Source organism: Dermatophilaceae bacterium Sec6.4 (assembly GCA_039636865.1).
Taxonomy (GTDB): domain Bacteria; phylum Actinomycetota; class Actinomycetes; order Actinomycetales; family Dermatophilaceae; genus Allobranchiibius.
On sequence record CP144172.1, the window covers coordinates 1613514 to 1637591 of the forward strand.

Here is a 24078-nt window from a genome sequence, read left to right on the forward strand (position 1 = left end):
CGGAACATCCGGTGCCCTGGGCATCCCACCGTGCACGCACCCCACCAGCGGCAACCCGCACAGAAGTTGATCGGCGCATACGATGAGAGACATGGTGCGCCCTTCGGTCACAGATGGTTGGTTATCCGATCACGCGTCCCAGGAGGTCGAGGCCGACGATGCAGCGGCGTATGTCGATGCTGCCACGGTCGCGCTGCGGTTCTCCTCCATCCAACTGGACGCCGGCGCGACCCAGGACCCACGATCGTTCGAGACCGCCACGCCGCGGTCGCTGCGCGATGCCATGGGTTGCCTGGCCACGGGGGTATGTGTGATCACGACGTTCTGGGAAGGCGACGATGTCGCGATGACGGCCAACTCCGTCACCTCGGTGTCGCTGGAGCCCCCGCTGATCCTGGTGTGTATCGCCAAAACAGCAAGGTTTTACGAAGCAATCATCGAGGCGGAGCAATGGGGGGTCAGCGTGCTGGACGCCACGTCGCACGCATTGTCCACTCAGTTCGCCCGGCCGGGCCGAGAGCGCAACGGCCAACTCGAAGCGATTCGCTTCGACCGTGGACCTGCCACCGGTGTCGCATTGATCAGTAGTTCCGTCGCGCAGGTGGAGTGCGAAACGTCCGCGGTGTATCCCGCCGGTGATCACGACATCATTGTTGGCGCCGTCAGGACGGTATCTCGTTCGGGACCGGGTCAGCACCCACTGCTCTTCCATCGTGGCGGGTATCGCTGGTTGCTCTGACGGCGGCCAGTTGCGGCATGATCCGGCGACGCAGGAAGAGATAGTAGGTGCCGGTCATGGCGAGGCCACCGACGACCAGCGCAAGGATGGGCGTCCCCAGATAAGTAGCGATCAACCGGCCCAACAATCCGGCTGGGACAGCGGCTATGAGCGGGGGCCAGATAGCTTTGAAGAGCATCCGTCCTGAGCCGGGCACGGCCCGAAGCGATAGCAGCACAAGCGGAAGAGTCACGACGACGCCGACGAGCAGGCGTGCCGTGGCGCCGCCATCGATGCCGTACATCTCTGCACCGATGATCATCGCCGGCGCGAGGGCCGCCATCGATCCCAGGTTCAACCACATGACCGACCGCGACGAGCCCTGAGAGAACAGATATTGGGCCGTGAGGTCGAAGACGACTTTGAGCGCCCCGAACAACCCGAGGATGCCGAGGACGTTCGCCGACGGAAGCCACGTGTCGCCGTAGACGAACTTGATCAGCGGATCTGCCAGCGCTACCAGCGCCACACCGATGAACAGAGCCGCGGACCACGTGAGGGAGACCGAGTTGTAGAAAGTCTCGCGCAATCGGTCCGCATAAGTACGAGAGAACGCCGGCAGCGCCACGTTGGCGATCGCGTTACCGATGACGGTGGTCGGCCAGTTCGAGATGTTGAAGGCCAGCACGTAGAAGCCGAGTGCGACCTCACCGAGCACCCGGGCGATGACGATGGTGTCCAGGCCCAGCATGAGTGCAGCAATGAGGTTGACACCGGCGACAGGTATTCCGAACCGCAACGCCGAACGCGCGATCTCCCGGTCGAACCCGAGCCTGAGAGTGGTTCGGGTGAGGAGGAACTGCAGCGCAGTCGTGATTGCGTGAGCGAGCAGTCGGGTAACTGCCAACGCCATCGGGCCCCACCCCATCAGAACCAGGACGATGAGCGCGGTGTTGCTGACGATGAACGCACTGAAATTAGTGTGGAAGATGGTTTTCTGCCGAAACGATCGCAGTAGCATCGCATTCGGTTCCACCCCGAGCCCGGACAGCAGCAGGTTCAACGAAAGGACCTGGATGACGGGGGTGGCGCTCGGTGCGCCCATACCGCGAGCGATGCTTCCCGAGAGCGCGATCATGACCACGGTCAGGATCGCGCCTGTTGCCAGCGAGAGGGTGCTCACTGTCGGAGCCCGACGCTCGAAGTCGTCGGACCTGACCAGATCTGCGGTCAACCCGAGGTCGGCCAGCGTCATGAGAACGCTCATGACCGTCAATGCGACAGCGAAGACCCCGAAGACCTGTGGAGCGAGCAGTCGTGCCAGCACGATGCCGATCAGCAGATTTCCCGACCGGAGCATGATGCCGCCGGCGACGCTCCAGGCCAGCCCTTTGCGCACCTGAGATCCCAGGGAAGGACCCACAGCATCCGGGTGGTCGATCAGATCACCCACGTCCTGCCACCTTCTGACCCCGGTCCGGCATCTCAACTGTCAAGGTTCGGCGGTCGGCGCACCGTCCGACGTGCACTATGTGGACAGCAGGAACGGAGTCCGGTCCTGTGACGTCACGACCGAGTGATTCATCGCCCAGATGAGATCATCGGCAGTCAATTCGTTGGGGTCGCGACTGACCGCTACTCCACGACTGTCCAACTCAGCCGCGATCATCAGCTGGTGGTCATCGACCATTTCGTTGTATCGCGTCTTGAGCCTGGGCAGCAGCACCGGCATCTTGCCGAGGTCCAGCGCTGTGAGCGCGGATCCCACTCCGGCATGCGCAATGACCAGGTCCGCCTCTTTGACTGCCGAGCGCATCTCAGCTGCGGTCACCGATTCGAGACCGTCGATGCCCAGGCCGGTGACGTCGGTGACCCCGGTCTGCCAGAGCACCTCGGCATCTGGAGCCAGGACAGCGGGCAGGAGCGCGGCGACAGCCTCGGCCGCGCGGCGGAAGCCATATGTGCGCATCGTGCCCAGTGTCACCACGACCCGCTGGGCGCGATTGAGATGGCCATCAGGCCTGGGGCGTGGCTCGTACACGTCGAACAGCGACCCTCCGCAGGTCCAGCGATCACCGGCCCAGGATGGGTACTGGGTGTACAGATGCATGCCAGGGATGCGGGACACGATCGACCCTGTGACGCTCGGACCCTGCGCTCTGGCCGAGCTCTCGATGAAATGACACGGCACTCTGCGTGCTCGAGCGATGGGTAGGAACGAAAGGACGATGGCAGACCCTGTCGTGACGATCCGTGAGTAGTCGCCCTGACTGAGAATCCGATGGGCAGCCGGGATATTGCTCAGCACGGCCTTGAAATTGCGTGGCGCGACGTAGGGCACATGGTGCACAACTTCGCCGGCGAGCAACGACCGGGACTGCGGGTCGTCGAACGTGACCCACTCGACCGGTCCGACCGTGGGCTGAAGCCGATCTCGAAGTCTGAGGAGCTGCTCCAGGTGCCCTCCGGTCGAGGCCATCAGCAACGTCGTGCCGGCCCTGTTCCGATCAACCATCTCATTCCATCCTTACCGTTATGGATGCGTGAAAATGAGACTAGGCGGACTAAAACTCAATGGACCGATATTGTCCACGGGCTCTCAGCGCGGAAGAATAGACACATCGTTATCGCGGGGGCGTGGTACGTTCTGCAGCCCTTCCCCAGACCCGAGTGAGTCAGCATGGTTTCGATGTGAGCCAGAAAACTGTCGCGAATATCTGCTTCCACGGCGTTGGTGAACCACGTCGGGAACTGGAGCCGGGCGAAGGTCCCTACTGGGTGGATCGGCAGACGCTGACCGCCATCCTGGACACCGTTGCCGAACGCGCCGATATCGCGCTGAGTTTTGATGACGGCAATATTTCCGACGCCGATACCGTGCTCCCTGAATTGGTCGCCCGGGGACTGCGTGCGACGTTCTATGTTGTCGCTGGGCGTATCGGCAGCGCCGGGTCTCTTGGATCCGGTGACCTGGCCGCGCTGGTGGACGCCGGGATGCAGATCGGCACCCACGGAATGCATCACGTCCCGTGGCGGCACTTACCTGCCGACGCGTTCGAGGATGAAATCGTCCATGCCCGGCGGGTCATAGAGGATACCGTCGGTCGGCCGGTCAGGAAGGCTGCGCTCCCGCTCGGGCGTTATGACCGGGTGCTCCTGCGGGCTCTGCGGGAGCACGATTATGACGAGGTGTCGTCCAGTGACCGATGCCTGGTATCCGCAGGGGCCTGGTTTCAACCACGGTTCAGCGTTACCGGCACCGACAGTTCAGCATCGGTGATGCAGCAGCTGCAGGCTGCCAGTCGGCCGGGCTATCGGATCAAGCGGTCGGCCATCGTGGCCATCAAACGGCTGCGGTAGACCCAACTGTTTATCGTGCGCGTGGCGTGCGCTGGTGGCGGGTCAGAGTCTGTGGACCGGGCCGTTCGTTGCGTAGGGGCATGCTCACCAGTTCCCGGACCGCCGCCCGAGAGGTCGCCTTGCCGAGCATTGCCCGGCTGATCTCACGGCCGAGCACGACCAGATAGAAAGCGGTGGCGCGGAGGTGGCCGTTGCGACGGGTATAGAGACGGACCTTGTTCGCCGACAACAACGCCCACGACCCCGGACTCGCCGTCGAACCACCTTCCAGATGGGTGGCCTGTGCGCTCGGTACAAATCGAGTAGCCAGTCCAGCGCCTCGGGCGCGCAGGCCGTACTCGGCCTCTTCGGAGAACAGGAAGAAGGACTCGTCCCAGCCTCCGCACCTCGCCCAGCACTCGGCGCTGATGAGTTGGGTGGATCCCTCACCCCAGTCCGTCGTGGTCTCGGTCTCGTATTGTGCGGGATCTGCCACGACCTCGCCGAGGAGACCGATGCGCCCCGCACGCTCACCGCCGACGAGTGCATCTGCCAGGGCGCGCAACAATGTCGGCTCGCGCCGCATCGAGCTCACGAGCCGGCCGCGACCATCGGTCAGTCGCGGGATGGCAATCCCCGTGCCGGGGGTACTGAGACCCTGAACCAGGTGAGCGACGCTGCCAGGCCCGAGCCGGACATCCGGATTGAGCACCAGCACCGCAGAGAACTCACCCGCAGCAGCGACGCCGGCATTGATCCCAGCGGAGTAGCCGCCGTTTCGACCGGTCTGCAGGATCGTCGCGCCGGGCGCGAGCCGTCGTGCCACCTCCACGGAGTCATCGGTAGACGCGTTGTCGACCAGAATCAGTTGCCAGTCGGTGCCTTCAAGCCCCGGTGCAAGCGACTCGATCAGGTCGGGTAGCAGCGGGGCACTGTTGAAGAGAACCACCACCACAGCGATCGACTTCATTCGGATCCCTTCGTCAGCTACGCCTGGTGCAGCGTCACGGTAGTGAGGAAGATTCGAATGTGCCGAATTTTGGCGAAACATCACCGAAATCGGCGGTATTGGCGCTGATAGCGTCGAACTGTGAATCCCGACTTCTGCACCGGTGCCGGAAACCTTGACCTTCGGGTAGGCACTGATATTCAGTCCGTGGCCGAGGTTGAGGATGCGCTGCGCGAGCACAGGGCGGGCTACCTGGGCAGAATTTTTACCGACCACGAGGTGGACTGTGCCGGGGGGGCGGACGCGTCGGCAACGGTGCTGGCACCGGGTCTGGCTCGCAGATTCGCTGCCAAAGAAGCCACGTTGAAGGTCCTGAGACCGACAGAACTTGTTCCCCGGTGGCGCGATATCGAGGTGGTGCGTCACGCTGGCGGATGGGTCGGTCTTGCGTTGACGGGTGCCGCCGAGGAGTTGGCGCAGGCACAACAGCTGAAAACTTTTTCTCTCTCAATAAGTCACAGCGCGGGCTTTGCCGTGGCTACGGTCGTTGCTACGAGGCTGATGGAGATCGGCCCGACATAGCCTGAGGGAAAGGAATTTCACCATGGACGCTGAGATCCGCGAGGTCCTGGCCTCTTACGGCCGACTTCCGATGGGCGTCGGGGCACTCGGCCGCAGCGACGATCTGTACCGCGCCGGCCTCACGTCCCATGCGAGCGTCAACGTCATGCTCGGCCTGGAAGACACCTTCGACATCGAATTTCCGGACGCTCTACTGCGGAAAGGCACCTTCGAGTCGATCGTGTCCATTGCTTCCGCGTTGGTTTCGCTCGGGGTCGAACCCGCAGTGCACGAACAGGGGACGAAATGACCACCATCACACACCTCAACGAGCGGCAGTTCCAGGCGCCCGAGCGCCGGGTCGGGGAACAGATCGGAGCCGACGTCGCTGGTCCGGCCGCGGATGACGTCGACAGCAGATCCAGGTTTCCTCGCGAAGCAATCGACGCGCTCCGAGAGGCAGGCATGCTCGGTGCACTCATACCCGTCGAGCTCGGCGGCTTGGGCCTGAACCTGGAGTCGGTGGCCGAGTCGGTGACCGATCTGGCGCGGCACTGTTCCTCGGCCGCAATGGTTTACGCAATGCACCAGATCCAGGTTGCCTGCCTGGTGCGGCACGGAGACTCCGATGAGCTGCGTGCCTTCACCAGGTCGGTGGCAACGGAGGGGCTCTTGCTGGCCTCGGCCACGACGGAACTGGGTATCGGTGGCAACGTGCGCACGAGTAGTTGCGCAGTGCAGCGCGAGGGGGACCGTTTCACCCTGCAGAAACAGGCGCCTGTCATCTCCTACGGGCAGTACGCGGACGCCATTCTTGCGACGGCACGGCGCGCACCGAACAGCCCACCGAATGATCAGGTCCTCGTCGTGTGTCGAAAGGGCGGTTTCGGGCTGGAGGAGAAGTCGACCTGGGATGCGATGGGGTTTCGTGGAACCTGCAGCCTCGGATTCGTCCTCACCGCCGAGGGGCCCGCCACCGACATCTTGCCGGTGCCCTACGGAGAGATCTCCAGTCAGACGATGCTGCCGGTCTCGCACATTCTGTGGTCATCGCTGTGGTTCGGAATCGCGTCAGCAGCAGCCGACAAGGCGCGCCGGTTCGTGCAGGCCGCGGCGCGCAAGAATCCCGATATGACACCGCCGAACGCGATGCGTCTGTCCGAGCTGACCACCGTCCTGCAGCAGTTCCAGGACGTGGTGTTTGCTGCCCGGGCCCGATACTCGGAGATCTCCGACAACCCGGAGAAGACGACGTCGATCAGCTTCGCCATCGCGATGAACTCGTTGAAGGTCTCGGCCTCGACCCTCGTGGTGGACGTCGTCCAGCGTGCCCTGCTCATTTGTGGAATGGCGGGATACGCGAACAAGAGTCCCTTCACGCTGGCCAGGCTTCTCCGGGACTCCTACGGCGCCCAGCTCATGGTCAACAACGATCGGATCAATGCGAACAACGCTCAACTGTTGCTGGTGAGCAGGGGGGTTTGAACCCATGTCGATCACACCCGCGATCGAAGAACGACGCAGTCGTTTCCGTCATGAGCTGGTCGACGCCGGCGTGCTGCGACTCAGCTCGGTGGACGGTATCTACCACCTGTCGGGGACCTTCGAGAGCATCGTCCGTGCAGTGGAGCAGTGTGCTCAGAGTGCAGGTACTGGTACCGCTGAACCATTGATGTACTTCCGGCCGCTGATGTCTCGCGATGCCTTCATCCGCACCGATTACCTGCGGTCGTTTCCCGATCTGACCGGGTCGATCGACACCTTCGTAGGTAATGACCGTGCCCACAGTGAACTGCTGAGGATGCTGGATGCCGGCGAAGACTGGACAGCTGCGCTCACCCCGGCCGAGGTAATGCTCTGTTCTGCCGCCTGCCACCCGCTGTACGAGGGGTTGAGCGGCGACCTGCCCACGGGTGGGCGCACGTTCGAGGTGCAGGGATTCTGTTTCCGGCACGAGCCGAGCGTCGATCCGGCACGGATGCAGAGCTTCCGCCAGCACGAGTTCGTCTTCGTCGGCGAGCCCGAAGCAGCTGTCGAACATCGTGACCGGTGGCTGGAGCGAGGGTTGGAGATGCTGAGTGACCTCGGCCTCGAGGTGGACAAGGTGGTTGCCAACGACCCCTTCTTCGGCCGAGCCGGTCGGATGTTGGCCGCCAATCAGAGGGAGACCGACCTGAAGTTCGAAATCGTCTGCCCCATTACCTCCCGGGAGGAACCGACCGCCATTGCCTCCGGCAACTACCACCTGGACCATTTCGGTGCACCGTTCGGTATCCGCACGGCCGACGGCGCGGTGGCGCATTCGTCGTGTATCGGTTTCGGACTCGAGCGGATCACCCTCGCGTTGCTGCACACCCACGGGATGGCCCCCGATGCGTGGCCGGCCGCAGTTCGTCACCGTTTGTGGCCATGACAAGCTCGATTCTGCCGTTGTCGGCAGACACCTATCAGGTGCATCCGATCCACGCGACAGAACGGATCTGGACAGAGACCAACTGCTATGTCGACGTGTGGATCGAGGTTCTGCATTCCCTCAGGCTGGACCCACTCGCCGCTGCAGCGTTCACCCTGAGCACCGATTTCGAAGGTGATCAGTGGACGTTCTTCAAGTATCCACCGGAGGATCTACGCAGAGCCTACGGAATCGACGTCCACGAAATGAACCCTTGGCGCGGGGTTCTGCAGCACGTCACCGAACAGCTGCGCCTGGGCAGATTCCTCACAATGGAGACCAATTCCTACTACCTGCCGGACACGGCCGGTGTCTCTTACCAGATCGACGCGGTGAAATCGACGATCGTCCCCAACCTGGTCGATGTCGAAAAGCGGCGACTCGGTTACTTCCACAACGCCGGATATTTCGAACTGGAGGGTACTGACTTCGACGGTGTCTTCGGGGTCGGCGAGGGGTCAGGCAGCGCGGCACTTCCGCCATACGTCGAGATCATCCGGATGGAGCGGATGACTCAGAGGTCGCACGATGAGACCACCGAGATCGCGCTCGGTCTGCTTGCCGACCACATCGCGCAGCGTCCCAGGGACAACCCGGTGGCGCGGATGGCTGAGCGAATTGCGACCGATGTGGCCTGGTTGCAGGCGAACAGCCTCGAGGCATTTCACCTGTGGGCTTTCGGCACCCTGCGGCAGTGCGGTGCGTCCTCGCAGATGGCCGCCGCATTTTGCCGCTGGTTGGCCGAGCGGACCGGGGGTTGTCCGGAGCTCACCGAGGCAGCGGCGCATTGGGATGCGCTCGCTGGATCCGCCAAGTCACTGCAGTTCGTTCTGGCGCGGGTTGCCCGTGGCCGCAACGCCGAGTTCGGATCCACCCTCGCGTCGATGGCGCAGGACTGGGACCTGGCGCAGGCCATGTCGGCTCGCGCTGTCGGGTTGTGACGTGCGCAGGCGCTGGTCATGGCAGTGACTGACCTGCTGGCCGACGTGCAGTGGACGTGCAGTTTCAGTGCCACCGCGGACAGTGCGGACACACCACCAGGCGGTCAGTGGTGGCCGATGGCAGTTCCGGGCACGGCGGCGCAGGCAATGGTCGATGCCGGCGACCCGAGCGCCCTGACGCGCAACTACGACGACGTCGACTGGTGGTTCCGCTGCCACTTCACCGGACCGGGCGAGACTCAGAAATTCACGCTGCGTCTCGGCGGACTCGCGACTCTCGCAGATGTGTGGCTGGACGGCGAGCACCTGCTGCACAGCGAGAACATGTTCGTGGCGAACGAGCTCGACCTGGATCTGGAGCCCGGCCCATGCGAGTTGGTCGTTCGGTGCGCGGCGCTCACCCCAGCGCTGGCACCTCGTCGCCCACGACCACGCTGGAAATGCGCAGATCTCGTGCACCCCAACCTGCGCTGGATCCGGACCTCCTTGATCGGCCGGCTGACCGGCGGGGTGCCGACCCCCGCGCCGGTCGGACCCTGGCGGCCGGTGACGTTGACACCGGTACCGGAGGTATCAGTCGCGCGGCGCCGGCTTGTTGCTGAGCCGCTCGACGACGGGAGTGGCCGGATTCAGATCGAGGTCGAGGTGACGGGGTCACTCGGTCAGGAGGTCTGGGTCGAGGCTGACGGTTTCCGCGCGGTGCTGCACACGATGGATTCCGGGGAGAAAGTTCTCGCCACAGGCGTCCTGGAGCTTCCTTCTGTCCGGCGCTGGTGGCCGCACACGCACGGTGACCAGCCCTTGTACGAGGTGATCGTCGAGGTCGGTGCGGTCCGGACGTGTGTCGGCAGAGTCGGGTTCCGGACGATCGACGTGGACCGGTCCGCGGGCGCCTTCACGGTCCGCTGTAACGGGGTGCCCGTGTTCTGTCGGGGTGCCTGTTGGACACCGTTGGATCCCGTGAGCCTTGCCCCGTCGGCGCAACTGCTGCGAGACCGCCTCGACCAGGTCCGACGTGGGCACCTGAACATGATCCGGGTAACGGCGGTCGGCACGTACGAGTCAGATGAGTTCTACAACGTGTGCGACGAGCTGGGGATTCTTGTGTGGCAGGACTGCATGTTCGCCTTCTTCGATGCCCCTGTGGACCAGCAGTTCCAGACGCAGGTCGCAGAGGAGGTGACCCAACTGTTCGGCCGACTGCAGGCCAGGCCGAGTGTCGCGGTGATCTGCGGAGGCAGTGAAAACGAACAGCAGGCGGCCTACCTCGGGTTGCCGCCGGAGCGCTGGGCGGCACTGATTGCCCAGCAACTCATTCCGGCAATGGTCCGCGACCTGCTCCCCGGTGTGGAGTATGTGCGCAGCACACCGGGGGAGAGTCCGCTACCCAGCATGGTCGACCGGGGGCCCGGACACTACTTCGGTGTGGGTGCGTATTTGAAGCCGATAGAGGACGCACGCCGGGCACGGGTGCGGTTTGCTTCGGAGTGCTTGGCGTTTGCGAACCCGCCAGAGCCTTTGGACACCCTGCAGGGCCAGTCGATCGCGCGCGGGATCGGGCATCGTCCTGAGTGGAAATCAGGAATTCATCGAGATGCGAGTACCGCGTGGGATCTTGAAGACATTCGCGACTGGTACACCCAGAAACTTTTCGATGTCGACACGATCGAGGTGCGTAGGGTCGACGGGGAAGCTGCTGCGCAGATCGCTCGAGCCACCGTTGCGATGATCTACGAGGGCGTGCTGGCCGAGTGGCGCCGGGCGGACTCGCCGTGTTCGGGGGCGCTGGTCCTGGAGATGCACGATGCCCGCTTCGCCGGTGGTCTGGGACTTGTCGATGCGCTGGGGCGACCGAAGTCGTCGTGGTACGTGATGCGTCGGGTGATGAGCCCGGCAGTCGTGGTGTTCAGCGATGAAGGCGTCAACGGGCTGCTGTTGCACGTTGCCAGCGACAGACGGGACACCTGGCAGGCCCGGATTAGGCTCGATCTGCTCATTGATGGCGAGCGCGTCGGCGACTCGGTGAGCCTGGAGGCGAGCGTAAGTAAAGGCGGCGCCGAGATCGAGACCGCGACCGTCTTCGGCGGTTTCCGGGACCTCAGCTACGCGCATCGATTCGGACCACCCGCCTACGACGTCATCGTGGCAACGCTGTATGACACGGACGACCGCGAGCTGAGCCGGGCCGTGTGGCTACCGGGGCAACGCTTACGGCCGGTCGAACGCGACCTGGGGTTGCGCGCAGTGCTCACACCTGGCGTCGATCCTGCCGAACCGTGGCGAGCGACGCTGACAACACGGCGTTTTGCGCAATGGGTGAATTTCGACCTCGCAGACTGGGTGCCGTCTGACTCCTGGTTCCATCTGGTGCCAGGTGCGTCGGTCTTCGTGGGGCTCAGACCGCTCGGTGCCGCCGACAACATGCCGAGTGGGTCGGTGCGTGCCATGAACTGCCCGGTGGGGTGCCGGCTGGAGCAGGACGGGGCGACGTGATGGATAACCCGGGCTGGTTCGGACCACCGGATCGATCCCTGTTCGGATGGCTGTGTACGCCGCAGGATGGGAACGCCTTTCTGGGGGTTGTGATCTGCCCGCCGATTGGTGAAGAGGAGCACAACGCTCACGAGACTTTCCGCCGGCTCGCCTGGTCGTTGGCCGACCACGGCATTGCGTCCCTGCGATTCGATTACCACGGCACCGGTGACTCGCTGGGTCGATGGTCGGATCCGGATCGGCTCGATGCGTGGTTGACCAGCGTGACCGATGCCGTGCGCTCGCTGAAAGAGGCCGGTGCCACCGCCGTGGTTGTCGTGGGCATGCGGGTCGGTGCGACGCTGGCGGCAGTTGCCGCCCACCAGGGGCGTATCGAGATCGATGGGCTTCTTCTATGGGATCCGGTGTCCGGAAAGGGAATGCTCCGTGAGGGCCAGGCCCGCCGCCCCAGCGTGCTCGAGCCGCCTGCCGGGGCGGTGGACACCCCCGGTTATCTGTACTCGGCACCGACGGCTGCTGAGCTGCGGTCCCTCGACGTCGCAACCCTGGGCCCCGGCCCGATCGCGCCCCAGTTGCTCGTGGTGCTGCGGGAGGACCGTCCGGCCCCGCGGGGGTTGCGCAAGCGACTGGCCGGCCCAGACGTGGAATGGGCCGTGACCGATGAACAACCCGACCTGCTCGATGTTCCGATGACTGAGTCCGCCGTGCCGGAAAAGACGTTGGCGCGGGTGGTGGACTGGTTGGTGGCACGATCGACCGGCCATCCGCAGAAGATTAGTCAGGTCCTCACGCCGACCCTGACCTTCCGCACCGACATCGGGGTGCGGGTCAGCGAACGGGTCGTTGCATTGGGCTCGATCGGACTCTTCGGCATCCTGTCCGAGCCGGAGGCGGTGAACAGGCCGGTCCTGGTGGTGATGATCAACGTCGCGAATGATCGCCACACGGGGCCGGGCCGCCGATGGGTCGACTCTTCTCGGGAGTGGGCGAACGACGGTTTCCGGGTGCTGCGAATGGACCAGAGCGGGACAGGTGACAGCCCCACTCACGAGGGCCAGCAATTCGGCACCCTCTACGCGCGGGAATGGCTGGCCGACCTGCCGGATGCGCTGTCCTGCCCGATGCTCCAGCACAGCCCGCTGGTGCTGATCGGGCTGTGCTCCGGCGCATACAGCGCTATGGAGGCCGCGTTCTACCGCCCGGTGGTTGCGGTGTACGCCATCAACGTGATCCTGCATGCCAGGGTGACCAGTCGCTGGTCAACTCTTGCCGATCCGCGCCGGATTGCAGCACGCCCGGCCGGCTGGGCCTTCCAGAGGACCGGTGATCGTTGGCCCCGAACAGCCGCGCTGATGTGGCGGATCTACCGACAGGTCACCGTGTGGAACGCGCCCATGGCGGCGGTAGCCGCATTGGTGCGACAGGGGACGATCGTCATCCTGGTCATGAGCCCTGACGACGGTCGGCATTTTCGCGAGAGCGCTTTCTGGAGTGGACTGCATGCCTGGCGCTGGCGCCGTTCGGGTAGGTACGCACTGCTTGAATCTGAGCAGGTGGACCACCCGCTGATGACCCAAGAGGGGCAGACCTGGGCCATGCGGGCTATTCGCGGCGACCTCATCCGCCGATTCGTGGCAGCCCCGCACGAAGCACATTCGTCGCCCGCAGACCGACGTGCTGTTCGAAAGGTTTTGTCAGAAGGATGATCGGCTTCTGGTGAACCCACTCAGAGCGCCGCTGGTCCACTATTTTGGAGGTGCATCGTGTCGCCCACAGCGTCTCGCGTCGAAGACGAGAATTCACCGGTCTGGGCCCGAGTGGTCCAGGACTACGCCGAACTCAGCTCGTGGACGGATCCAGGCGAGATGATCGTCATCAGCGACCTCGCCGACACGGTACGTGGGCATCGCATCCTTGACGTTGGCGTGGGGGCCGGCCGATCAGCGTGGTTCCTTCGCCTGCTCAGCCAGGACTACCTCGGCATCGACTACACGCCCGAGATGGTCCAGGTGGCTCGCAGGATGCGGCCGGCTGTGCATTTCGAAGTCATGGACGCCCGTCACCTCGTAGATATTGCGGATGGCACCTGCGCCTTGGTGATATTCACCCACGCCGGCCTGGACTCACTCGACCACCAGGGGCGAGCCGAAGCGTTGTCGGAGTTCCGGCGCGTACTCGCACCGGACGGCGTGCTTGTGTACTCCACCCTCAACAGGGCAGGAGAGTTCTACCGGTGTGGGCCCGGGCCGGTCGCGCCACCAGGGCAGCGGGTCGGCCCGTACTCCACGGCACGATTTGCTGCTCGCGCCGCACTTCGCCCACGAAGCCACGTTCGCGGATTCGTCAACGTGCGTAGGAATCAGTCGCGGTTTGCTGACCACGGAGACTGGGCGGTCGACACGATGCCCACCCACGACTGGAGCCTCCTAGTCCATTACGTGACGACCGGGCGGGCGACCGCCGAGGTTGAAGAGGCTGGCTTGGAAGTGACCAGACTGGTCAGCCGGGAAGGTGAGGATCTGCCGATGGAATCGTCGGACTCGTCGACAGCATGGTTCCACGTGGTTGCCCGTAAGGCTTCTTCCTGATGGTTTGCCGTCACTGAAATATGTGGGTTGAGCCGACATACGCGGTGACATAGTTTCCGACATGGATAGATCGGACTCAGCGGTGCCGCGATTTTTCCGCGCCTGCCGACGTCTGTGGTTTGTTGCTGTTTTCGGGCTCGTCGCGACCGCTGCTGCCGCAGCGATGGTGCAACATCCCAAAGGCGTCTATTACGCAGATGCCTCGATCCTGTTCACTGGCCCCTCCATTGCTTTCGCAAATCCGGTGGTAGACCACAACAACTCGCTGATCAATACTGCCAGCATTATTCAACGAGCGGTAAGCGGACCGAATGGTGTCCGGTTCACGTCCACCGACATCACGCTGGCTGATGCTGGCGTGCGTCAAGGCAGTCGTGTCACGATGTGGAACGACGGGGGCCAGTGGAACAACCATTTCGACAAGCCCGTATTACGCGTCGAGGTAATAGGGCCCACGAGCCGTGACGCGTCCGACCGGATGACGTCTCTGGTAGCACAGATCAACAAGGAGCTTCTTGTCAGGCAGGTAGCTTCAGGTGCACCGTCGAATGCGCAGATCACGACCCGAACTATTCCAGCGGACCCCATTCCTACCCTTCTCAAGGCGAATCCACACAAAGCGTTGCTGATAGCCCTACTACTGGGTCTCGGGCTGACAGCCGCGGCCATCAGCATCGTTGACGCTCAGCTACCCGAGCGGGCAGCGGATGCCAGGGCACGCAGGTGGTACCCGGGGCCCGGTCGGTCCCCTGAAGTGTTGGATTCACAGGGGGAAACGCAGATGGCATGGCAGCGTTGATGAGTTTCGATGATGAATCCGATGGGGAGATGGTGGCAACATGTTGATGGCCGAGTTCTGGAGTTCACTGCGACACAGATGGTATTGGGTGGTGGTGGGGGCGGTTCTTTCTGCGGCGCTGGCCGCCGGAATCTTTGTTCAGGTCGGCCCGCAGTACTCCCTTGTCACCGAGACGGTGCTCCTGCCGCCGACGTCATCATCGCCGCAAGGCAAGAATCCTTATCTGGGGCTGAGTACTCTCACCCCGACGGTCGACGTGGTGCTGTCGGACGTCCGTGGTCCGAAGACGTCGGAAAGGCTGCGGGCCTCGGGAATTTCGGCGGCGGTCGCTGTCGAGGGCGCCGTGGGTGCCGACCCTTCGAGCCCGGCTCCGCTCATTATCTCCACGGTCACCGCCGATACACCGACGGACGCCGTGCGAGCGTCCAGATTCTTCCTCGCTGCGATCCCGGCAAGTTTGGCGAATTTGCAGTCGCGTTCGAACGTGCCCGACGCCCAGCGGATCACGAGCACCGTTGTTGTCGAGGCCAGTGCGCCGACTCTCGTGCGCAAGAGTCAGATTCGGGCCACGATCGGCGCCGCCATCTTCGGCGGGGTGTTGACGTTGCTGATGGTGGGTGCCCTGGACGCTTTGTTGACCGGTAGGCGTGGTCGACGCCGTGCCAGGAACAGAGGTGCCCGGACGATCGATACAGCAGGGACGACCGACACTACCGGGCTGAACGAAATCTCGGAGAAAGACCCGATCGAGGCGGAGGTGGTGAGGGCTGCAGAGGAAGAGCCTGCTGGGGACGAGGCTGCCCAAGAAGAAGCTGCGCGAGACGAGGCTGCACTCTTGGACCGCGCGCGAGCCGTGGTCGGTAGGCGGTGACTGAGCAGCCGATCGTCGCTGATCACCGCCGCCCATTCGGTACAGCGGACGGCACCACCTTCTTGTCGGTCTATGCGTTTCTGCTTTTTGCAGTGCCATCGCGGCTGATTTTCAAACCTCTGGGAGGCGCCGGAACACCGGCTGCGCTGATAGGTCTGCTGGGTGTGTTGTGGTGGTTGTGGCAACGACTTCACGGCTCTGGACCGCGCCGATCGTTCGGGCCGGTAGGTCGGTGCATGTTGGTTTTTTTCTGCGCAGTGATCGCCAGCTTTGTTGCAGCGATGACGCGGGTCATCAGCTCCGGTGAAATTACCGGCGCCGAACAAAGCATTCTCGGCTTGTTGGGCTGGATGGGCGTCCTGTTCGTCGCTATCGACGGCATCGGTTCCTGGTCACGACTTCAGGTACTACTTCGCAGGGTGTCGCTCCTGGTCGGGTTCGAAGCGCTGGTGGGGATCATCCAGTTTGCAGCAGGGAAGTCCTTCGTCGACGGACTTCATGTTCCCGGGCTCACCTGGAACGCGCCCGTCCAGATAACGGCTCGTGACGGTTTTTTTCGGCCGGCAGGCACTGCGACGCACCCGTTGGAGTTCGGGTTGGCGATTTCAGTACTCCTGCCAATTGTTCTTTTCGTTGCTTTCGACCCGGAGACAGGTGGCCGCATACGGCGGTGGTTCCCGGTATCGGCATTGTGTCTGGCGATTCCGATTTCGATCTCTCGCTCGGCGATCATCGCCACGGCGGTGGTGCTGGTGATTATTTTTCCGATCTGGTCCCGGCGAGCCCGTTACGCCGCACTAGCCGGTGGCTGCGCCCTGCTGGGTGGGATGTATCTGGTCCTGCCGAAGTTCTTCGGGGCGATCCAGGGTTTGTTCGTGGGGCTGTCGAACAACGCGAGTATCAGCTCCCGCACAGACAGTTACAGCATGGCGTGGGAATTTATCGTGCGTTCCCCGGTGGTGGGCCGCGGGTTGGGTACGTTCAACTCGGACTACCGAATTCTCGACAATCAGTACCTGGGGTTGATCATCGGGGTGGGCGTCCTCGGCGCCGGTATCTTTGTGGCCCTTTATCTGGTGGGTGCGTGGTGTGCGTGGCGCGTGTCATACCTGGCGGCTGATGAACCCATGCGAAATCTGGCACGGTCAGTGCTGGCGTCGATCGCGGCATCTGGAGTCTCCTACGCGTTCTTCGATGGGTTCGGCTTTCCGATGTTTGCCGGCATATCATTCTTATTGCTCGGTATCGCCGGACTTCTGTATCGGGAGGCCACGTTTCCCGACGCCGCCCTCGATCAGCGCAAGGGCCGACCTGCCGCCCGCCGTGCGCACACGGTGATGAAACCCTCCAGTGGCCCACGCCAGCGAAAGACTGAGAACAATCCACCGAGTGCCAGCACAACCGCTGCCTCCGGCCAGAAGGCAGCCGTGCCGAGGCCGGGCCACATAGGTGATCTGAGCATGACCAGATGCAGGCTGTAGCTGGTCAGTGACATCGCGCCGGCTCCACCTACGATCTGCCAGAACCTGGTAAACCGACGCGTGATCAGCAGGCTTGTTCCGATCATTGCGAGGGCGCATCCAGTTGTCTGCAGCAGGTCGAACGGAGTTGCTGAATGCGCAGCCTGAACTGTGAGCCACCACCAGGAACCAGTGGGAGTGCTCCCGGAGAACCCTGCAGACATTGCCGCCTGAAGCGCGGCCCACGACGGGTGATCGCCGCCGCCGCTCCAGGTCGACAGAAGCGCATTCTGGACCCGGGGTTGGCGGGTGATGACATCGGATACGGCGGTGGAGAGAGTCGCGAGGAGGGCGCCGCTGATCAGGAGACGAATCGCGAGATCAGTGCGGTGCAGGTTCATCCGGCCGATGGCAATTCCGACAAGTAGGAATGCTACCCAGGGGACTGCGGGGTAATCGCCGGTGAAACCGAAATAGGTTGCCAGGGTGAATGGATCCATCTGGCTCTGTTTGAGCCCGGAAGTATCCGGAAGGTGCGGGCGTATCTCTTGGCATATTGCCGGGACGATGATGGCCCAGCCGGTGGCGATGATCAGCAGCCGGCGGGGGGACAGGCCGAGGAAGGGAATACCGAGAAGAAAGAGGACCCCGTAATAGGGCAGAATGACACCCAGCCCGTTGTTGTGCAGCTTTTCCAGACCCAGGCCGAGCACTGTGATCAGCGCGGCTCGAACGACGAGACCGCGGCTGGCTTGCAGCCGGGCCCTCCCCACAACGGCTGTACGGCCGCCGCTCATCAGGGCAAGACTTGTGCCGGCGAGGACCGCGAAAAGGCCGGACGCCCTTCCGGCGACGAGTGTCTGCTGCCATGGCACCCGCCCGTCGACAAACTTGGGCAGAATGTGCGCCGCCATCATCGCGAGCACTGCAACACACCTGGCGATATCGAGCCCGACGAGCCGGATCTGATCCTCACGTCCAGTTCGCCGCCACTGCCTGAGCACATCGGCCACCGCGCCACGACCGGGCAGTTGGCGGGTCGGAGCCATTACAGACACGGCGGAAGACTACGTCGCGTCCGGCCGTCCGGGGTGGGTATGCCCAGGGGTTGCCGTCCACTGCAATAAAGCGGCTTTACCCTCAGTGCCCGGCAGGTGGCGCCCAGCTCGCTCTCTTGGTGTCGATCCCGCGCAAAGACGGGGTTTTGCCCCCGCTCAACCAGGAAAAACGGCTGCTTTCGGTGCGGCGCCGGCAGCGCGAGACGGTCAGCGGTTAGTCAATTTTCAGTAAAGGGCAGACATTCAAAAGGTAAAGCGGTACGTTCTCGAAAAGGCCGAAGAAGAGACCTGCGAGGGGTCATAACCCCTCGCACCAGATGGGTCTCGCAACATCGACGCGCCAGTCCAGTCCGCCCCCGAATCACGACGGGCCTGCGGTGTCATTTCAGTTTGCGACCTGCTGAGGGGCCTCAATGTCACAGGATCATCCGCACCCACGCCAGGTGCGACAACGTCTGCAGCTCGCGGTAGAGAATCGTAGCATTCTCGTCACCGGCGCCGGCGGGTCCGCCGGACGCGCTCTCGTGGAGCAATTGGTTGCTCGGGGACTCGAGGTCCACTGCGCCGACAGCCAACCGATGAGCACCTCGGCGTTCGCGTTCCACCTGATGCCTGACCCGGCGAACCCGAGCTTCCTACCCTCCCTGGCCAGGATCGTTCAGCGCTACGGCATCGACCTCGTCATACCCGCGAGCGGTGACTCTCTGCCGGCGATCTCGGTCGCCCGCCTGTCACTCGGCGTCGATGTCGTCGTGCCGGGACCGGGGCCGACCGGCACGGCACACGACCGACTGCTGACGGCGTGGAGCCTGTGGTCGCACGGTGTGGCGGTTCCCGACTTCGGCGTGCCGAGTGACTTCGCCAACGCTGACGCGGCGCTCGAAATGATGGGCGGGCAGCTGACGCTGCGCTCGCGGTGGGCCAGTGGGGGGCGATCGGCAACGGTCCTCAACGCATCGCAAGACCTGGACTGGTCGGCGATGAGCGATGACTGGTTCGTGCAGCGGTTCGTACCCGGTACCGGATACTCCGTCGTTGTCTATCGGCCGATCGACGGAAAGGGCCGACTGACAACGGTGTTGGAGGAGTTCGTCCAGGAGGACGGTACGAGCACGGCGACCCGGGTGAACGAAGGTGACGCAGTCGGGGTTGAACGAGTCGCGCAGGCTGCGGTCCGCGCTCTCGGACTGACCGGCCCCCTCGAGGTGGGCATCCGGTGCGGCGCGGATGGACTACCGGTGGTGCTCGACGTGAAGGCGTGCTTCGGGTCGCACTGTGGCTTGGTGCCAGAGGTGCTGGACGCGGTGCTGCGAGACCACCCCACGTCGACGCCGACTGGGGTCGGCCGTGACAGCACCGACGGTTTGACGCCAGGTTCGCCCGGCGGAGTGCTGAATCGCGCGGCGCGCAGGGGGGCAGTGCGATGAGTTGGGTTCCGGGACGCGGCCGTCCGGTCACTATGCCGTACGACTTCACACCGTTGCGCGGTCGCAGCGTCGACCCACAGGCACGCATCGCGTGGCTGCTGCGGATCAACAGACTTGCGATAGCACCCGGCCCCGCCGGCCAGTTCCTGCAGATGCTGCGGGCCCAGGGCTGCACCCTTGGCCCCAGCACCCTGTGTCGATACGAAACCGGCGCTGAGCGTGTCCCGCTCGCGGTGGTCCGCGCCTATGAAGCGGCGTTGAACCTGCCTGCCGGACACCTGGTCGGGGTCGTGTGCGGCATCGACCGGATGTTTGGACCAGCCCTCGCGCCGGAGGCTCCTTTGCCGATATCGCGTGCGCGGCTCAGCGAGGCGCTCGGCGACTGGGAGACCCGGGTGCCCGCAGGCACCATGCGCGGCGCCGATTGGATCCAGGCGGCCGACGTCATCACGCGACCGACCGGGCCGGTGCTTCTGCCATCGGTGCTGAACGGATGGGTGGATCAACTGCTGTCCGAGGCGATGCGATCGGTTCATCACGCGTTGACGACCCGGATGCACGCCATCGGCTTGTTGCTGGCCGATCGTGATGCCGGCCGGATTCTGGTCGATTCGGTAGAGCGTGTCTCCTCGGCGCAGGGAGCGCGGAACTGCATCAACATCGTGGCCATCCTCGGTAACAGCACCGACCCTGTCGTGCTCCGCTGGCTGGTCGGTCTCTTCGAGCGGTCCGATGGCGAGCAGCAGTTGGGTGCGGCGTACGGGCTGCTCACCTCGATCTGTCGCGGCACGCTTCCCGGCGATCTCGTGCCCGCAGTCACTCGCGCCGTGATGGACGCTGCCGGCGACGGGATGGATCGCGGCCGGCCCGCGTTCATGTTGGCGCAGCGGATGTCGGCGGGGCTCACCCAGCAGGTCGTGGCCAGACTGGGTCAGTACCCGGCGCCTACCGCAGTGGGTGCCCGGGTGCAGAGCCCGGCCGCGCTGAGTAGCTACCGGGTTGCCGCACTGCGGGAGTCCGGGCTGGACGACCCGATGCTGGATCGGCTGCTGCGCGAGGCGTTGTCCCCCGATTTCGTGGAGCGGCAACACCATGCGCTGTTGATGCTGGCAGCCACTCCCTATCGGGATGTGCTGGCTGATGTCGCCGTCAAGCAGATGGCTAACCCGACCGAGCCGTATGCAGCGCAAGCGGCGGCACACGTTCTCATCTACCTGGCGCGCCCTGAACAGAGCCGACACCTTGTCGAGTTGATGGTCACCTCGGGAAACCGTTACTCATTGCTGCAGGCCCTCGCCAACGCCGGGGGCGTTCCCGACGAGGTCGACCTGGCCGCGCTGGCAGACGACCCGGCGCTGGCACCGGCGGCAGTATTCGCCGCCGGTATGAGCAACCATCCGGATCTGCAGTGGTTCCAGACCAATCCGAGCCTTGCGGGCAGCGAAGTGCAGTGCGTTGCCACGTGGTGGGGCCGCGCGGGCTCGCGCATCACCGATGTCGCGCAAGCGTCGCAGAGCGACCGCCTGGTTGATGTCGAGCAAGGAGCGCGGAGCGACCGCCTGATTCTGGCGGGGTGAGCGACGCTGGATTCCTGCACCCCGGCGGGCTACTGGCGGGTACGTTGGGACCGATGATCCGTGACGAGGAGACTTCGGCGACCCCGTGGGCCGATGCAGCAGACGGTTCGAACGACGCAGGCCCCGCCTCCGACGACGCCGCACGCCAGGCGGGGACTGTTGTTCGTGCCGTGACGGGAGCGTTGCATGACACGCACGGCGCAGCAGCGACGAGGGCGTTCGCGAAAGCCCGCCGCAACCTCGGCCCGATCGTGACGCCGGTGGAGTTCGTGCACGACCAGATCCTGCGGACGACGTACGGGGCGGCCGCCGTGGCGCTGGAAGGGATCGCCGACGCTGCGGGCGAAGGAGCGATCAAAGCCGCAGAAGCAACCCGCGCAACGTCCTTCGGTCGCTCGACGAGTCGTTACTCCGGGGAAGTGCTGGCCTTCGTGCACGGCTTCAACGGTGACCGGATCGCCGCAACGAACGCGCCGTTGTCCTATTCGATGTCCTTGCGGCGTGCCGGACGCCGGGTGTCCGCGACCGTCGATGGGCTGGCGAGCGCCTACCCCGACGCCCGCCCGCAGCTGGTCATTTTCCTGCACGGCCTCATCGGCACCGAACAGATGTGGAAGCGGCACGCCGACCGTGATGACGAAGGTCGCCGGCTCAGTTACGGGCGACGCCTGGAATCGCTCGGTGAGCACTCCGCGCTGTGGGTGCGCTACAACACGGGCCTGCGGATCGCCACCAACGGGCAAGATCTCGCGGCTCTGCTGGACGACGTGGTGCAGAACTGGCCGGTGCCCGTCGAACGCGTGGTGCTGGTGGGCCATTCGATGGGCGGCCTGGTGACCACCAGTGCTCTGCTGCAGTGGCGCCCACCGGCGACCTGGGCTCCGCTGGTGACCGACCTGATCACGCTGGGCACGCCGTATCACGGCTCGCCGATCGAACAGGGCGCCAACTTCGTCGCGGAGCGGTGCGCCGCCTACAGCGGCACCAGGTGGCTCAGCGAGGTGATCCAGTTCCGCAGCGAAGGCATCAAGGACCTGCGACCGGGGGGCAACCTCTTCCTGGCCGACACGGGCGCAGCAGAACCCGGCGCAGCAGAACCCGGCGCAGCAACACTGGACGCAGCAATACCGGACGCGGCCCAGTGGCGACAACTGCTGGACCCGCAGCTGACCGTGCGACACCTCGCGATCGCGGGTGTGCTGACCAAGGATCCGCATTCACGCCTCGGGCGGATCATCGGCGACGGGGTCGTGTTGCGGGCCAGCGCGCGCGGCGGAATGGACAGCGATCTGAGCACGTCCATCATGATGGGCGATATGAGCCACAACGACCTGGTCAATCATCCGCTGGTCTACCGGGTTATCGCGGACTTCCTAGGAGTGCCCTCATGACCGGTGCAGCGTTCTTCGATCTCGACCGCACCTTGCTGCACGGTGCCTCCGGGCCGATCATCACCGACGCGCTACGGGCGGCCGGGCTGGTGAGCGGTTCCAAACTGCCCGGCGAGGGCCTGTTGTACGGGGTGTTCAACCGGTTCGGCGAGACACTTCCGTCGATGTTCCTGGCGCGCAACGCCACCCTGGTGGCTCGAGGCAAACGCGAGGGGGCCTTCGACGAAGCGGCCGAGCTCGCCGCGCAGGGCCTACTGCAGATGGTCGAGCCCTTCGCGCACCTGACCATCGAGCAGCATCGTGCCGCAGGCCGAAAAGTGGTCCTGGCGACCACCACCCCCCGGCATCTGATCCAACCGCTGGTCGACCTGCTCGGGCTGGACGACGTGATCGCCACCGAATACTCCGTGGACGCGGGCACGGGTCGGTACGACGGCGGCATCGACGGGCCGTTCGTCTGGTCCACGGGCAAATTGGCCGCCGTACGCGGCTGGGCGCGGGCCCATGACATCGATCTGGGTGAATCGTTCGCCTACTCCGATTCGATCTACGACCTACCGCTGCTCTCCGCTACCGGTCACCCGCACGCGGTCAACCCCGACCCGCGCCTGCTGGCGGTCGCGACGCTGCGGCGCTGGCCGGTGCTGCACTTCGACACCTCGCCCGGTGTCGCGAAGGTGCCGGTGATCGGGATGGAGTGGCAGCGCCTGGGTCAGTTGATGGCCCGGCCCGAGGCCTTCCCCTACGCCCGGTTCGAGATCCTCGGAGCCGAGAACGTCCCCGCACATGGCGCCGCGCTGCTGGCGGCCAACCATCGCAGTTACTTCGATCTACCAACCATGCTGATGGCAATGGGGCGCACCGGGCGCACCGCGCGGTTCATGGCCAAGCAGGAGATCTTCGACGTGCCGGTGGTCGGTCAGCTGATCTCCGGAGCGGGCGGCATCCCGGTGGATCGCGACAGCCGCGAGCCCGGAGCGCCGGACCCCATGACATCTGCGGAGTTGGCGCTGAGCGGCGGTGAGATCGTCGGGGTGATGCCGCAGGGCACCATCCCGCGCGGACCGGACTTCTTCTCCACCAACCTGGTGGGCTACCCCGGTATCGGCCGGCTCGCGATCGCTACGCGGGTACCGGTCATTCCGTGTGCGATCTGGGGGACCGAGCAGGTCTGGCCGCGCGCGTCCAAGGTCCCGCAGATCCTGAACTACCGGCATCCGCCGCAGATCACTGTCAGGTTCGGCGAGCCGGTGCAGCTGAAGTACCGGTCCGCCGCCGCCGACACCGATCGGGTGATGAAGGCGATCGCGGCGTTGTTGCCGTCCGAGGCCCGTAGTAAGCGTCGCCCCACCATGGAGCAGCTCGCCTCGACCTACCCCGACGGCAAGGTTCCGGGGTACGACCGCTGGTTCGCACGCGACGGTCACAGCCAGGATTGACGTCCTCTTCACGGG

21 protein-coding genes and 1 pseudogene are annotated in these 24078 nt (G+C 64.4%); 17 read left to right on the forward strand and 5 right to left on the reverse strand.

The genetic code is table 11. From position 1 onward, the window contains the following. The first annotated feature begins 91 nt into the window (after window positions 1-91). The gene (locus V3G39_07880) at window positions 92-739 is read left to right on the forward strand and encodes a flavin reductase family protein (protein XAS77940.1); all 648 of its coding nucleotides are present in this window, start codon (window positions 92-94) and stop codon (window positions 737-739) included. Here V3G39_07880 and V3G39_07885 read toward each other — a convergent pair. Together V3G39_07885 and V3G39_07890 are read right to left on the reverse strand one after the other, a co-directional pair. Continuing rightward, window positions 663-2171: an oligosaccharide flippase family protein gene (locus V3G39_07885; GenBank protein ID XAS77941.1), complete on the reverse strand. Its 1509-nt coding sequence runs from the start codon at window positions 2169-2171 to the stop codon at window positions 663-665. The genes V3G39_07880 and V3G39_07885 overlap by 77 nt on opposite strands. Window positions 2172-2246: 75 nt before the next feature. Continuing rightward, window positions 2247-3233, reverse strand: a complete 987-nt coding sequence (locus V3G39_07890; protein XAS77942.1) for a glycosyltransferase — start codon at window positions 3231-3233, stop codon at window positions 2247-2249. Between the two features lie 176 nt (window positions 3234-3409). Between V3G39_07890 and V3G39_07895 the strand changes: the two genes are divergently transcribed. Next, the gene (locus V3G39_07895; protein ID XAS77943.1) at window positions 3410-4078 is read left to right on the forward strand and encodes a polysaccharide deacetylase family protein; all 669 of its coding nucleotides are present in this window, start codon (window positions 3410-3412) and stop codon (window positions 4076-4078) included. Window positions 4079-4088: 10 nt separating this feature from the next. Here V3G39_07895 and V3G39_07900 read toward each other — a convergent pair whose 3' ends face one another. Then, window positions 4089-5027, reverse strand: coding sequence for a glycosyltransferase family 2 protein (locus V3G39_07900; protein ID XAS77944.1), 939 nt, complete (start codon window positions 5025-5027; stop codon window positions 4089-4091). A gap of 120 nt (window positions 5028-5147) precedes the next feature. Between V3G39_07900 and V3G39_07905 the strand changes: the two genes are divergently transcribed. The 11 genes from V3G39_07905 (at window position 5148) to V3G39_07955 (ending at window position 17192) form a co-directional block, all read left to right on the forward strand. Beyond that, window positions 5148-5588, forward strand: coding sequence for a holo-ACP synthase (locus V3G39_07905; GenBank protein ID XAS77945.1), 441 nt, complete (start codon window positions 5148-5150; stop codon window positions 5586-5588). Window positions 5589-5610: 22 nt separating this feature from the next. Continuing rightward, a complete protein-coding gene (locus V3G39_07910; GenBank protein ID XAS77946.1) occupies window positions 5611-5877 on the forward strand; it encodes an acyl carrier protein in 267 nt (88 codons plus the stop codon). After that, on the forward strand, window positions 5874-7052 hold the full coding sequence (locus V3G39_07915) for an acyl-CoA dehydrogenase family protein (GenBank protein ID XAS77947.1): 1179 nt from the start codon (window positions 5874-5876) through the stop codon (window positions 7050-7052). Before V3G39_07910 ends, V3G39_07915 begins: the two co-directional genes overlap by 4 nt. A gap of 4 nt (window positions 7053-7056) precedes the next feature. Beyond that, a complete protein-coding gene (locus tag V3G39_07920) occupies window positions 7057-7980 on the forward strand; it encodes an amino acid--[acyl-carrier-protein] ligase (protein XAS77948.1) in 924 nt (307 codons plus the stop codon). Continuing rightward, the gene (locus V3G39_07925) at window positions 7977-8960 is read left to right on the forward strand and encodes a DUF1839 family protein (GenBank protein ID XAS77949.1); all 984 of its coding nucleotides are present in this window, start codon (window positions 7977-7979) and stop codon (window positions 8958-8960) included. Before V3G39_07920 ends, V3G39_07925 begins: the two co-directional genes overlap by 4 nt. Before the next feature lie 18 nt (window positions 8961-8978). Then, window positions 8979-11453, forward strand: coding sequence for a hypothetical protein (locus V3G39_07930; protein ID XAS77950.1), 2475 nt, complete (start codon window positions 8979-8981; stop codon window positions 11451-11453). Then, a complete protein-coding gene (locus V3G39_07935) occupies window positions 11453-13159 on the forward strand; it encodes an alpha/beta hydrolase family protein (GenBank protein ID XAS77951.1) in 1707 nt (568 codons plus the stop codon). Before V3G39_07930 ends, V3G39_07935 begins: the two co-directional genes overlap by 1 nt. Window positions 13160-13216: 57 nt before the next feature. Next, the gene (locus tag V3G39_07940; GenBank protein ID XAS77952.1) at window positions 13217-14041 is read left to right on the forward strand and encodes a class I SAM-dependent methyltransferase; all 825 of its coding nucleotides are present in this window, start codon (window positions 13217-13219) and stop codon (window positions 14039-14041) included. Between the two features lie 61 nt (window positions 14042-14102). Further along, window positions 14103-14840 (forward strand): hypothetical protein, encoded by a 738-nt coding sequence (locus V3G39_07945; protein ID XAS77953.1) that lies wholly within the window; start codon window positions 14103-14105, stop codon window positions 14838-14840. A gap of 94 nt (window positions 14841-14934) precedes the next feature. Then, a complete protein-coding gene (locus V3G39_07950; GenBank protein ID XAS77954.1) occupies window positions 14935-15711 on the forward strand; it encodes a hypothetical protein in 777 nt (258 codons plus the stop codon). 236 nt (window positions 15712-15947) lie between these two features. Continuing rightward, entirely contained in the window at window positions 15948-17192 is a 1245-nt protein-coding gene (locus V3G39_07955) for an O-antigen ligase family protein (GenBank protein ID XAS77955.1), read from the forward strand. Window positions 17193-17566: 374 nt separating this feature from the next. Here the strand turns inward: V3G39_07955 and V3G39_07960 are convergent. After that, window positions 17567-18220, reverse strand: a pseudogene (locus V3G39_07960) (heparan-alpha-glucosaminide N-acetyltransferase domain-containing protein). Window positions 18221-18645: 425 nt separating this feature from the next. After that, window positions 18646-18804, reverse strand: a complete 159-nt coding sequence (locus V3G39_07965) for a hypothetical protein (protein XAS78274.1) — start codon at window positions 18802-18804, stop codon at window positions 18646-18648. Between V3G39_07965 and V3G39_07970 the strand changes: the two genes are divergently transcribed. The 4 genes from V3G39_07970 to V3G39_07985 are packed head-to-tail and all read left to right on the forward strand — an operon-like array spanning window position 18754 to window position 24063. Further along, window positions 18754-19656 (forward strand): hypothetical protein, encoded by a 903-nt coding sequence (locus V3G39_07970; GenBank protein XAS78204.1) that lies wholly within the window; start codon window positions 18754-18756, stop codon window positions 19654-19656. The genes V3G39_07965 and V3G39_07970 overlap by 51 nt on opposite strands. Continuing rightward, on the forward strand, window positions 19653-21233 hold the full coding sequence (locus tag V3G39_07975) for a hypothetical protein (GenBank protein XAS77956.1): 1581 nt from the start codon (window positions 19653-19655) through the stop codon (window positions 21231-21233). The genes V3G39_07970 and V3G39_07975 overlap by 4 nt, the downstream gene beginning before the upstream one ends. Then, entirely contained in the window at window positions 21230-22624 is a 1395-nt protein-coding gene (locus tag V3G39_07980; protein XAS77957.1) for an alpha/beta hydrolase, read from the forward strand. The genes V3G39_07975 and V3G39_07980 overlap by 4 nt, the downstream gene beginning before the upstream one ends. Further along, window positions 22621-24063 carry an HAD-IB family hydrolase gene (locus tag V3G39_07985; protein ID XAS77958.1) on the forward strand — a complete coding sequence of 481 codons (1443 nt, stop codon included), beginning with the start codon at window positions 22621-22623 and terminating at the stop codon, window positions 24061-24063. Before V3G39_07980 ends, V3G39_07985 begins: the two co-directional genes overlap by 4 nt. Window positions 24064-24078 lie beyond the last annotated feature (15 nt).